The sequence below is a fragment of the Kitasatospora sp. McL0602 genome, assembly GCF_052076145.1.
Lineage (GTDB): Bacteria > Actinomycetota > Actinomycetes > Streptomycetales > Streptomycetaceae > Kitasatospora.
Genome location: NZ_CP197246.1, coordinates 3,445,540 through 3,457,585, shown reverse-complemented (window position 1 = coordinate 3,457,585; position 12,046 = coordinate 3,445,540). Strand labels below are relative to the sequence as shown.

Annotated in this window: 9 protein-coding genes; 3 read left to right on the top strand and 6 right to left on the bottom strand. The window is 71.5% G+C overall.

Translation table 11 applies throughout. The annotated features are described in order from the left end of the window. Positions 1-72: 72 nt before the first annotated feature. Together ACR68M_RS15570 and ACR68M_RS15565 are read right to left on the bottom strand one after the other, a co-directional pair. Positions 73-1,530, bottom strand: a complete 1,458-nt coding sequence (locus ACR68M_RS15570) for an SPFH domain-containing protein (protein WP_441251094.1) — start codon at positions 1,528-1,530, stop codon at positions 73-75. 141 nt (positions 1,531-1,671) lie between these two features. Then, entirely contained in the window at positions 1,672-1,890 is a 219-nt protein-coding gene (locus ACR68M_RS15565; RefSeq protein WP_441251093.1) for a hypothetical protein, read from the bottom strand. A 226-nt stretch (positions 1,891-2,116) separates the two neighbouring features. On the opposite strand from ACR68M_RS15565, the gene thiC reads away from it, so the two are divergent. Next, positions 2,117-3,940: a phosphomethylpyrimidine synthase ThiC gene (thiC, locus tag ACR68M_RS15560; protein WP_441251092.1), complete on the top strand. Its 1,824-nt coding sequence runs from the start codon at positions 2,117-2,119 to the stop codon at positions 3,938-3,940. Between the two features lie 117 nt (positions 3,941-4,057). Next, the gene (locus tag ACR68M_RS15555) at positions 4,058-4,933 is read left to right on the top strand and encodes an acyl-CoA thioester hydrolase/BAAT C-terminal domain-containing protein (RefSeq protein ID WP_441251091.1); all 876 of its coding nucleotides are present in this window, start codon (positions 4,058-4,060) and stop codon (positions 4,931-4,933) included. Positions 4,934-4,995: 62 nt separating this feature from the next. On the opposite strand, the gene ACR68M_RS15550 is transcribed toward ACR68M_RS15555, so the two are convergent. Further along, the gene (locus ACR68M_RS15550; protein ID WP_441251090.1) at positions 4,996-5,910 is read right to left on the bottom strand and encodes a BRO-N domain-containing protein; all 915 of its coding nucleotides are present in this window, start codon (positions 5,908-5,910) and stop codon (positions 4,996-4,998) included. 155 nt (positions 5,911-6,065) lie between these two features. Here ACR68M_RS15550 and ACR68M_RS15545 point away from each other — a divergent pair, with 155 nt between their 5' ends. After that, positions 6,066-7,742: a DUF885 domain-containing protein gene (locus ACR68M_RS15545; RefSeq protein ID WP_441251089.1), complete on the top strand. Its 1,677-nt coding sequence runs from the start codon at positions 6,066-6,068 to the stop codon at positions 7,740-7,742. Between the two features lie 16 nt (positions 7,743-7,758). Here ACR68M_RS15545 and ACR68M_RS15540 read toward each other — a convergent pair whose 3' ends face one another. The 3 genes from ACR68M_RS15540 to ACR68M_RS15530 all read right to left on the bottom strand — a co-directional run bounded on the left by ACR68M_RS15540 (position 7,759) and on the right by ACR68M_RS15530 (position 11,990). Continuing rightward, on the bottom strand, positions 7,759-9,246 hold the full coding sequence (locus ACR68M_RS15540) for an ABC transporter substrate-binding protein (RefSeq protein WP_441251088.1): 1,488 nt from the start codon (positions 9,244-9,246) through the stop codon (positions 7,759-7,761). A 35-nt stretch (positions 9,247-9,281) separates the two neighbouring features. Then, a complete protein-coding gene (locus tag ACR68M_RS15535) occupies positions 9,282-11,351 on the bottom strand; it encodes a hypothetical protein (RefSeq protein ID WP_441251087.1) in 2,070 nt (689 codons plus the stop codon). 123 nt (positions 11,352-11,474) lie between these two features. Continuing rightward, a complete protein-coding gene (locus ACR68M_RS15530; protein ID WP_441251086.1) occupies positions 11,475-11,990 on the bottom strand; it encodes a Pycsar system effector family protein in 516 nt (171 codons plus the stop codon). Between the last annotated feature and the right edge of the window lie 56 nt (positions 11,991-12,046).

Below are 12,046 nucleotides of genomic sequence, written 5' to 3'. Positions count from 1 at the left end.
GAGCCAGGGGCGCGGAGAGCTGCGCGGAGGGAGCCCCCCTTCGCGCAGTTCCCCGCGCCCCTGGTGGTGCAACTAGCCCTGGACGGGGATGTGCTGGGCCACGGGCTCGGTCGCAGCCTCGGCCGGGGCATCCGCCGGGGCGGTGTTCATCGAGCTGAGGAGCTGGCGGGCCAGGCCGAGGCCGGTGCCGCCCATCGTCAGGGCCTTGGCGAACATCTCGCCCATGCCCTCCGCGCCGTTCAGCAGGACCATGTGCTCGACGTTGCCGAAGGCCTCGGCGCCGGCCCGGACGATCTCCGGCCAGTTCTCGGCGAGCTGCTGGGCGACGACGGCCTCCTGGTTCTCCGCCAGGGCGGCCGCACGGGCCTTGATCGCCTCGGCCTCGGCCAGACCCAGCGCGCGGGCCGCCTCGGCCGTCGCCAGACCCTTGGCCTCGGCCGCTGCCGCCTCGGCCAGACCGGTGGCCTTGGTCGCCTCGGCGCCGGCCAGACCCCGGGCCCGGGTGGACTCGGCGTCGGCCGCCGCCGCGATCTTCACCCGGTTCGCCTCGGCGATCGCCTTGAGCTCGGTCTCCCGGGCCTGGGCCTCCGCCGCCGAGATCCGGGCGTCGCGGTCGGCCTCGGCCTTCGTCCGGGTCTCGTACGCACGGGCGTCGGCCGGCTTGCGGACGTCGACCTGGAGCTGCTGCTCCTTGCGGTGCGCCTCCAGCTCGGCGACCTTCGTCTCCTGGACGACGACCTCCTGCCGCGCGGCGGCCTGGGCCAGCGGCCCCGCCTGCATCGCGCGGGCCGTCGCGGTCTCCATCTCGGCCTGGTAACCGGCCTGCTGGATACCGGAGTTACGCGTCGCCTGGGCCTTGCGGGCGTACGACTCCTGCTCGGCCTCGGTGGCGTGGCGGTCCGCCTCGGCGGCCGCGATGCGGGCGTCCCGCTGGACGGCGGCGGCGTGCGGCGCGGCGAGGTTCTGGATGTAGCCGGTCGGGTCCAGGATCTCCTGGATCTGCAGCGAGTCGATGATCAGCCCGAGCTTCTCCATCTCGGTGCCGGAGGCCGACCGGGTCTCGCCCGTCAGCCGCTCGCGGTCGCGGATCATGTCCTCGACCGTCAGACTGCCGACGATGGACCGGAGATGACCGGCGAAGACGTTGTGGACGCGCGGGCCCATCATCTGCTGCTGGCCGAGGAAGCGGCGGGCGGCGTTGGCGATCGACACCATGTCGTCGCCCACCTTGAAGATGACAACTCCCTTGACGTGCACGGGAATTCCCTGCGAGGTCACGCACTCGACGTCCAGGTCGGCCTCGTTGAGGTCGAGCGAGAGTCGGCGGACCACCTGCAGGCCCGGGGTCACGAGGGTGCCGCGCCCGGTGACGATGCGGAATCCGAGCCCCTCGCCGACACCCTCGGTGCGGTGCTTGGAGCCGGAGATGATGAGTGCCTCGTCGGGCTCGGCGACACGCCACATCATCTTGAACAGCAGGACAGCGAAGACGAGGGCGGCCAGAGCGGCGCCCGCGATGCCGATGAACATCGGCTGATTCCCCCTTCAGGGCACGCCGCGTCCCGTGGCTGCGCTCGGTTGTGCAGGATGGCGCGGAAAGCGGCGGCAGAGCGAGATTCTGCGCCTGTCCGGCGCTCTTGTGAAGTCCATTCCGGGAAGTGCCGCTCCGGCTCAGCCCAGCAGTGGCGCTACGTACACGGTGCGTGGCGGTTGGTACTCGACCACGACCACCTGCGAGCCCACCGGCAGCGGATCGCCCGGCACCGCGAGGTACGCGAGGAACGCCTCCGTCCCCTGCCGCTCGCGGACGTGCACGAGCACCTCACCGACCAACCCCGCGCCGGTCTTCCCCGTCACCCGGCCGGTACTGCCCACCAAGCTCCCCGTCATACCCAGGAGTCTGCCACCTGCTCACTGGCTGGAACCCTGCTGGACCAGCACGGCCGGGCCCGCTACGGTGTTGGACGTCTTGTCGCAGGCAAATCCGCCTGCCGACACGGGAGCTCGGAGCACCGGGCTGAGAGGGCGCTGAAAGGTACGTGTGCCACGTACCGACCGCTGCGCCGACCGCAGGAACCTGACCGGGTAATGCCGGCGTAGGGAGATAGAGGGTCAGATGACCACGTTCGACGCACCGCACACCCCTGCCCTGAACGGCTCGGAGACCGTCACCAGCGCCTCCTCCGGCTACCCCACCCCCGCCTGGCGCAAGGCCTACCGCGAGGGCTCCCGGCCCGACCTGCGTGTCCCCTACCGCGAGGTGCAGCTCACCAACGGCAAGGTCGTGCCGCTGTACGACACCTCCGGCCCGTACACCGACGCCGAGTTCGAGGCGGATGTCCGGCGCGGCCTGCCGCCGCTGCGCGACTCCTGGATCCGCCAGCGCGGCGACGTCGAGGAGTACGACGGCCGCGAGGCCCGCCCCGAGGACGACGGGATCAAGCACACCTCGCCGCGCGGCGGGAACCTGCGCAACCTGGACGCCGTCTTCCCCGGCCGCCCGCGCCGCCCCCTGCGCGGACGTGACGGAGTCGCCGTCACGCAGCTCGCGTACGCCCGGCAGGGCGTCGTGACGCCCGAGATGGAGTTCATCGCGCTGCGCGAGGGGCTGGACGCGGAGTTCGTCCGCAGTGAGGTCGCCGCCGGCCGGGCCGTCATCCCGCTGAACGTGAACCACCCCGAGGTCGAACCGGCCATCATCGGCACGAACTTCCTCGTCAAGATCAACGCGAACATCGGCAACTCCGCCGTCACCTCCTCGATCGAGGAGGAGGTCGAGAAGATGACCTGGGCCACCCGCTGGGGCGCCGACACCGTCATGGACCTCTCGACCGGCCGCAACATCCACACCACCCGCGAGTGGATCCTGCGCAACTCCCCCGTGCCGATCGGCACCGTGCCGCTCTACCAGGCCCTGGAGAAGGTGGACGGCCGTGCGGAGGACCTGAGTTGGGAGGTCTACCGCGACACCATCATCGAGCAGTGCGAGCAGGGCGTCGACTACATGACGGTGCACGCCGGCGTGCTGCTCCGGTACGTGCCGATGACGGCCCGCCGCAAGACCGGCATCGTCTCGCGCGGCGGCTCGATCATGGCGGCCTGGTGCCTGGCGCACCACCAGGAGAACTTCCTCTACACGAACTTCGAGGAGCTCTGCGACATCCTCGCCGCCTACGACGTCACCTTCTCGCTCGGTGACGGCCTGCGGCCCGGCTCCATCGCGGACGCCAACGACGAGGCCCAGTTCGCCGAGCTCCAGACGCTGGGCGAGCTCGGGCGGATCGCCCGTTCGCGCGGCGTCCAGGTGATGATCGAGGGCCCCGGCCACGTCCCGATGAACAAGATCAAGGAGAACATGGATCTCCAGAAGGAGATCTGCGACGAGGCGCCCTTCTACACCCTCGGCCCGCTCACCACGGACGTCGCGCCCGGCTACGACCACATCACCTCCGGCATCGGCGCCGCGATGATCGCCTGGTGGGGCACCGCGATGCTCTGCTACGTCACGCCCAAGGAGCACCTGGGCCTGCCGAACCGGGACGACGTCAAGACCGGCGTCATCACGTACAAGATCGCCGCCCACGCCGCCGACCTCGCCAAGGGCCACCCCGGCGCCCAGGCCTGGGACGACGCCCTCTCGGACGCCCGCTTCGAGTTCCGCTGGCAGGACCAGTTCGACCTGGCCCTCGACCCGGAGACGGCCCGCGCCTTCCACGACGAGACGCTCCCCGCCGAGCCCGCCAAGACCGCGCACTTCTGCTCCATGTGCGGTCCGAAGTTCTGTTCGATGAAGATCTCCCAGAAGATCCGCGACGAGCACGGCGACGGCTCCACCGCCGTCGCCACCGAGTTCGACGCGGAGGCGGTGGCCGGCATGGCCGCCAAGTCCGAGGAGTTCGCCGCTTCGGGCAACCGCGTCTACCTCCCGCTGGCCGACTGACGGCCCCTGTGACCGCGCTGCTCCGGGAGACGGAGGGGGATTCCCGGGGCAGCGCACCGGCACGCGCGACTTCGTGCCGTCGACGTTCGAACGGTCCCCCGCAGAGGGGTTGACGCCATGGCCACCGAGATCACCGAGTGCGAGCTCAGCGGCCCCTGGGAGGGCTTCCTCGCCGAACCGGCCACGGACAGCACCGGTGCAGGCGTCCTCGTACTGTCCGGATCCAGCGGCCGGATCGAGCGGGAGCGGTGCCGGCTCCTCGCCCGTGCCGGGGTGACCGCAGTGTCCGTCCGGTGGTTCGGCGGGTCAGGGCAGCCACCGGGCATCTGCGAGGTCCCGCTGGAGACCTTCGTCGCCGCGACCGGGCTGCTGCGCGAGCGCGGCGTCGAGCGGGTCAGCATTCTCGGCGTCTCCAAGGGTGCCGAAGCCGCGCTGTTGGTGTCCGCTCTCCCGGCCTGCGCCGACGCCGTGATCGCAGTCGCCCCGACATCGGTCGTCTGGGCCAACGTCGGCCCCGGGCACGACGGTCGGCAGCAGCCGTACCGCTCCAGCTGGACCTGGCAGGGGCAGCCGCTGCCCTTCGTCCCCTACGACGACTCCTGGACCCAGGCTGAGCCGGAAGGTGCTCCGGTCGCCGTGCTCGGCTGGTACGAGCGCAGCCTTGCGACGTACGCCGACCGGCTCGCCGCCGCGACCATCCCCGTGGAGCGGGCAGCTGCCGACCTGGTCCTGATCGCGGGCGGCGCGGACCGGATGTGGCCGTCCCTGCGCTTCGCCCGCGAACTCGCGGACCGCCGCACGGCGGTCGGCCGCAGCACAGCTGTGATCACCCAGGCCGACGCGGGCCACCGGATCGTCTTCCCGGGCGAGCTGGCACCGTCCCCGTCCACCACCTTCGACCACGGCGGCACCCCGGAGGCCGACGCGGAGCTCGGCGCGGCCGCCTGGCCGCATGTGCTGGCAGCCGTCCACGGTTGTACGACGAGCACGTGACGGCTCCACCGGCACGGCCGCTGCCGGATACCGCGCCTCGGTAGCACGCGCGAGGTTGTCGGCTACAGCGCGCCGCGTTCGATGTCCTGCGCGACCAACTGGCGCATGATCATGACGCCTTGGGGCAGGACGAGTGGCTGGTAGTGGTGAGTGCAGGGCCAACCCTGTGCGGCGCCGCCGATGCGGCGGACCATGAAGAGACCCGACAGTCGCGGGTCGGTGAGCGTGTTGCCGCTGTACGGTGCGGTCAGCTGTCGCAGCAGCCGGGCGTCGCGGGCGATCGCGAAGAGCTGGTCGCGGCTGATCCCGGGCCGGTCGAACTCGCAGCTGAGGATTTCCGCCAGAGCGCAGAAGGGGATGGCGTTCTCGGGGATGCGCGGGTGCCAGAGCGGTTCCGGGGCTGCCCGTTGCGAGGGGACTTCGGGGGGCGCGGGTGGCTCGGGATCGGGGCCGAGCAGAAGACTCGACGCGATGGTTGCTGCCTGGCCGCCACCCGCCTGGTGCAGCGCCTCGGCGATGACGGTGGCCGCGTCGCGAGAGTCGGCGCGGGCCAGGGCGAGAAGTGCCTCCAGGCCGGCGCGGGCTACGGATCTGAAGACTGTGGCGGTCTCGGAGGGCAGAGCCGAAGCGGTGTGATCTTCGACTGCGTACCGGCCGGTCTTCCGGATGGTGGGGAGCACCTCGTGGGTGACCCAGCGGCGGAACCTCTTGGCGTCGGGCTTCCGCGAGCGAAGCACCAACGAGTAGAGACCGGACTCGCTGATGATGGAAAGCTGCTGGTCACCGCCAAGGGTGCGCATAGTATGCGCACCCTTTTCGTCGTCGTCGAGCCCGCGCACCGCACTGTGCACACGCGCGATCTGGAGCACCGCGGCGACATCTGCGGCCACCCACCAGGGCTCCCCGTCGATGGTGATCACACGGACCTGGTGACCTTGGAAATCGAACTGGGCAAGGGCGCTGCTTCGTATCGTCATGCCCCGTCCAACGAGTCACCCGGGTGGTGGATACGGCTGCGTAATTTCACTCGTACGCGGGACTTCTGGTGACTGCGGACGCGTCGGCTCGTACAGCTCCGGGCGGGTCCGTGAGAACGTCCGCGCGGTAGCCGAAGGTCCGTCAGGATGACGGTATGGATCACGAATCGACCACTCCGCGCGGCATAGCCGACGGCCACCTCGACCAGGTCGCCGTACTTAGCCCGCTGTACGCCGCCTGGCTCGGCCTGAACCCGGGTGACGACGCGCAGTCGGATCTCTCCCCCGAGGGCTTCGAGGCGCAGGCCGAGCTCGCCCGCCGGACGCTCGCCACGCTCGCCGCCGCCCCTGCCACGAGCGACCCCGTGGACCGGGCCTGCGCCGGGCTGCTGCGCGAGCGCCTCACCGCCGAACTCGTCGTGCACGAGAGTGGGGAGAACTACCGTCAGCTGCGCAGCATCAGCGGGCACGTGCACCAGGTGCGGGACATCTTCGCCTTGATGCCGACCGCGACGGACGAGGACTGGGCAGCTGTCGCCGGGCGGCTGCGCAACATCCCGGCTGCACTGGACGGTTACCGGACGACGTTGCAGGAGGGGATCGCCCGCGGTCTGCTCGCCGCGCCGCGGCAGGTCGGTGTGGTGGCCGGTCAGCTCGGGGTCTGGTCGGGGCAGGAGGCCGGCGGCGCGAGCTGGTTCGCGGGCTTCGTCGCAGAGGGGCCGGAGAAGCTGCGGCCCGAGCTGGACGCGGCTGCCCGGCAGGCCGCCGACGCCGCCGCCGGGCTCCGGGGTTGGCTGCGCGAGGTGTACGGGCCCGCCGCCGAGGGGACCCCGGACGGGGTCGGTCGGGAGCGCTACCAGCTGGCGGCCGGCCACCTCACGGGCGCCGACCTCGACCTGGACGAGGCGTACGCCTGGGGCTGGAGCGAGTTCCACCGGACGCTGGGCGAGATGCGGGTCGAGGCGGGGCGGGTGCTGCCGGGGGCCACGCCGATGCAGGCGATGCACCACCTCGAACTGCACGGCCACGCGGTCAAGGGCGCGGAGGGCATCCGGGACTGGTTGCAGCAGCTCATGGAGGAGGCGATCGAGGCCCTCGACGGCCGCCACTTCGACATCTCCGGCCCGCTGCGCAAGGTCGAGGCGGCGATCGCGCCGGCCGGCAGCTCCGGGGGGCCGTACTACTCGGGCCCGAGCTTGGACTTCTCCCGCCCTGGGCGCACCTATCTGCCCGCTCTGGGCCGGGAGTCCTTCCCGACCTGGCAGCTCGTCAGCACCTGGTACCACGAGGGCGTGCCCGGCCACCACCTCCAGCTCGCCGGCTGGGTGAGCGTCGCCGACCGGCTGAGCCGCTACCAGGCCACGCTCGGGATGGTCAGCGCCAACGTCGAGGGGTGGGCGCTCTACGCCGAGCGGTTCATGGACGAGCTGGGGTTCTTCGCCGATCCGGCCCGCCGACTCGGCTTCCTGGATGAGCAGATGCTCCGGATCATCCGGGTCATCATCGACATCGGCATGCACCTCGGCCTGGCCATCCCCGCCGACTCGGGCTTTCACCCGGGCGAGCGGTGGACCCCGGCGCTGGCCGTCGAGTTCATGGCCGCCTACAACGGCAGCCCGGCCGAGGAGCAGCACGAGCAGATCGACCGCTACCTGGGCTGGCCGGCCCAGGCCATCGGGTACAAGCTCGGTGAGCGGGTCTGGCTGGAGGGCCGGGAGGCCGCGAAGCGCCGCCGGGGCGCCGCCTTCGACCTGAAGGCGTGGCACACGAAGGCGCTCGCGCAGGGCTCCCTCGGGCTCGCCGACCTGGCGGACAACCTGGCGTCGCTGTAACAGGGTCGGCGCCGGGTCACTTCTCCTCCGGGATGGTGCAGTCCTTGTTGGGCGGGGCCTTCTCGGGCCAGGCGAGGCCGTCGAACCGGATGCTCCGGTGCTTCGGGTCGAGCTCGACGACGGCCAGCGCCTTGTCGTACGGGTTGCCGTAGTTGTCCAGGCAGATCCAGCCGGTCGCGCCGGCGATCCTCCCGGAGCCGTGCAGGCGCTGCCAGGCATCGGCGACCTGGGCCAGGGGCGGTACCGGGGTCTCCTTCGACGTGTTGTTGCGGATCGCGGTGATCGCCGTCCAGAAGGCGTCGTGGACCACCATCGTCCGCGAGTCGCTCAGGTCGACCGCCCCGATCGGGCCGACCGGGCCCTTCGAGGCCTGGTCGGTCAGGTCGGCCAGACCCCGGAAGTCCTCCTGCGCGCCGCCGGTGGTGGCCTTGGCCCACATGTCCGGGTGGCCGAGGGAGGAGTACCGGAGGGTGATGCCGCCCTCGAGCGCCTTCCAGTCGACCTCCGGGTCCGAGGCGAGCGTGTTGGCGGCGGAGCCGGTGACCACGGTGTACGCCTTGTCCTTGCAGCCCCGGGCACCGAGGGCGTTGATGAACAGCCGCAGTTGGGTGTAGCGCCCGGCGAAGTAGATCAGCTTCGCGGTGGGGGATTCACAGATGTTGTGCACCAACTGCTGGAACTCGTTGGCGACATAGCCCGCCGAGTGGACGTCCGCCGGGGAGTGGAAGAGCTCGGGGGCCGTCCCGCTGAGGGACTTGAAGGCTTCCTTGAGGTTGTTGAGGTAGTTGTCGTCGTCGCGGACGTCCTCGACCACCAGGGTCTGGTCGGGCGTCACCGACTTCTCGTACGAGGCCAGCGCCGCAGCCTCCCCGCTGGTGGTGGGGGCGACCCGGGCCAGGCCGGGGTAGGCGTTGGCCTTGTTGTTGGCGATGTCGGAGGCGGTGATCGCGCCGCCGACCACGGGGATGTGCAGGCTCGTGGTGAGGTACGTGATGGTGTCCTGGGTGCTGCGGACACTGCTGTCGAACCCGGCGACCACCCGCAGGTTGTCGGTCTTCGACGCAGCCATGGTGGCGAGTTGGTCGGCGACCGGACGCCACCGGGAGCTGTCCGAGCCGGGGTTGGCGAGGACGAGGCGGATTGCCGGGGCCAGTGCGGTGGTCGAGTGGTTGGCGCGGTACTGGGCCAGGTAGGCGCCCTGGACCTCGCGCAGGATGCGGGCCTGCTCGACCGGGTTGGGGGAGGTGAGCGGGATCATCAGCGCCACGGTGACGTGCAACTGCCCGGTGATGCGGTCGTTCTCCGCCTTGACCCGCTCGCTGACCTGGTCGAGCGCCGGGGCGAAGCTGTACCCGCCGTCGCTCACGCCGGTGCACTCCTTTGCGGGGCCCTGCTGCTGCACGCCGGTGGCGCAGACGGTGTCGCTGCGCAGCAGCTCGCACACGAACCAGCCGGCGACGGCGACCAGGAGCACGGCGACGGCCAGCGCGATGAGCCTGGTCATCGGGCCGGAGCCTCGGATCAAGTTCCCTGTGCGACTCATGCGTTGAACCCTCCGGTGATCGGCAGATCAGGAGCCTGGACGCCGTCCCGCAGCCGCTTGGGCCACTCGCGGTGGGCGCGGAGCAGTGCGTCGTTCTCGTCGACGTGGTCGTAGAGGGTGTTCAGGGCCGTGGCAACCCGCTCGATCTGGTCCTCCCGGGGGACGGAGAGCGGGGCGGACTGCCACCACAGGGCGTGCACCAGGCGGTTCACCGCCCGGTGCACGGGGACGGCGGCCGGGTCGGTGCAGGCCGCACAGTCGGAGAGCGCGAGCGGTTGGGTGAGGGTGTCGGTGCTCTGCGGGGGGCGTTCGCCCGGCGGGCGCGGCGCGGCGCAGATGAGGTTCACGGTGGCGAGCCAGTCACCGGGCGCGTCCGCTCCGAAGCGCTCGTGCAGCATCCGGACTACCTGCTCGGTCTCGCCGAGGGCGAGGCTGTGGTGCAGGTAGCGCGCGTCCTGCGGCCCGGAGGCGGAGCCGCGGTTGGCCGGGTCGTAGCCGGCCCGCAGGCGCCGGTGCACCCGGGCCCAGCGTTCGCCGCCGGACTCCAGGCGCAGCTGCCGCAGCAGCAGGGCGCGCAGCCCGCGGTCGGCGATGAAGGGCGCCGTGCCGCCGAGCAGCGGCCAGGGCCGGAGGTGCCAGCGGGTCTTGTCCAGGTGCTCCCTGGCCTGCGCGATGTGTTCGCCGGCGTTCTCCTCCGGGTGGAAGGCCCGCCAGAGGTAGCGGGCGGCAGTGTCGTCCAGCGCGGGCGAGAGCAGGGTCAGCCGCTCGCGCAGCTCGGCGGAGGGGAGGAGCCGGGCCAGCAGTCGGGCGGTGGTGCCGGTGCTGGAAGCCTGGTCGAAGAGGGCCAGGAAGTCGTCCATCGGCAGGCTCTCCCCGGTGGCGGGCAGCTCCTTCGCGTCCTGCACCAGTAGACGGGCGGTGCTGGGTCTGCCGCCGCTGAGCCGCTCGATCAGCAGCGGCAGGTGCTGCGGGTAGTCGAGCGGGCTGAGCATCGCCATGATGTCGTCGCGCCGGATCGGTGGCAGGCCGAGCCGGAGCAGCCGTGACGGGGTGGCGTTCAGGCTCTCCACGGCTTCGGTGAGCGGGGTGAGCGGGCCGGGGTCGCCGAGCGAGGTGGCGACGATCACCGGGCGGGTGGCGTGCTCCTGGCGGTCGTATGCGGTCCGCAGCCGTTCGAAGAAACGATCCCCCGCCGGGCTGTCGACGTTGTCGAGCAGGATCAGGGGGCGCGGGGTCTGGTTGGCCCGGTGCCAGCGGCCGTAGTTCTCGTCGAGGTCGGCGAGCAGTGCCGCGATCAGCAGCACCTCGGCGCCCGCCCGGCTGTCGTCGAGCCGGCGGAAGTCGCGGACGAAGGAGAACAGCCGCTGCAGGCCGTCGCCCTGGGCCATCGGCAGCTGCTCCCGCCACCACTGGAGCACGCCCCGGTCGGGGTGGGGGGCGAGCAGGAGCTCGCGGGCGGTGGTGGCGACGGTGCGGAACATGCCGTCGAGGCCGGTCGGTACGCCGATGGCGGTGCTCACCGGTGCGATCAGCGCGTCCAGCCACTGCCGCAGGGTCTCCTTGCGTCGCCGCTGGTCCGGGTCCTCGACGGAGAGGATCTCGCGGAGCTGGCGTTCCGCGTCCCGTAGGCCGGGCGGGCGGTTGTCGGTGCCGGCGGCCGGCTGCCAGGTGCTGATCACCAGGAGGCCGACGGACAGCCGCCGGAACTTCAGCTCGCGTCGTAAGCTGCCCAGCCGCAGGCCCAGTTGGTCCGACAGCAGGTAGAGCAGGGTGGTGACGGGCGACGAGTTCGGAGTGTCCTGGGCCGCCAGCTCGGCCAGGCCGGCCTCGCCGAAGCCGGGTGCCCCGAGATCCCGCTCGGCGAGCGGGACACGGTTGCGGTAGCTCTCGGACAGTGCGTGCAGCAGGGCGGACTTGCCGCTGCCCCGGCCGCCGACGACCTGGAGGATCGGTTCGCGGCCCCGGGCCGGAGAGGAGGAGCGGTGCTCCCGGGTGCGTTCGAGGCCGAGCAGGGAGGGCACCAGCTCGTCGAGCAACTTGCCCTGGCCGTACAGGCTTTCGCCCATTGCTCTCCTCGCGGGCTCAGGCGGATTCGTCGGGGCGGGTGGTGTAGGAAGGATAGGGAGAATCGCGCACACGTGCGCGCGGTTTCAGGGATGTGACGGTGAGTTCAGGGCCGTGCAGGCGGTTCAGGCCGAGTGGCCGGTCAGGATGCCCGCGAGGATGAGTGGGAGGGCGAGTGCGGCGGCGGTCATGGAGCTGCTGATCCGGGCGTACTTGGTGGCCACGACGGGTGCCAGCAGGGCGAGTTGGGTTATGTCGCGGGCCACCGGGTCGGTTGCGGCGAGCCGGGTGCGGATCTGTTCGGGGGAGAGCCTGCGGTCGGCGAGGTCTCCGAAGTAGCGGATCGCGTCGTTGCGGGGCGGTTCGAGGCGCGGGCGGACGGCGTCGGCGAGCAGGGCCAGCGAGGTGGTGGTGGCCAGGCAGCCGCCCCAGAAGAGGAGTTGGCCGAGGATGCCGTAGCCGGTCGGCCGGGTGTCGGCGGAGGCGACGGCCCCGGCGACGGAGGCGACGGCCACGCCGAGGGCGGCCAGCAGCAGGCTGGCCTTCTGGTCGGCCTTGGCGAGCTCCTCGCGGGTCTCCAGCAGCAGGGTGCGGGCCAGGGCCGGCGTGGTGTCGGCCGGCGTCGGAAGGTGAGCGGTCATCTGGGCCCCCGGGGTGAGCGCGTGCGGTGGTGGGACGTGGAGCGGGACGGTCAGAA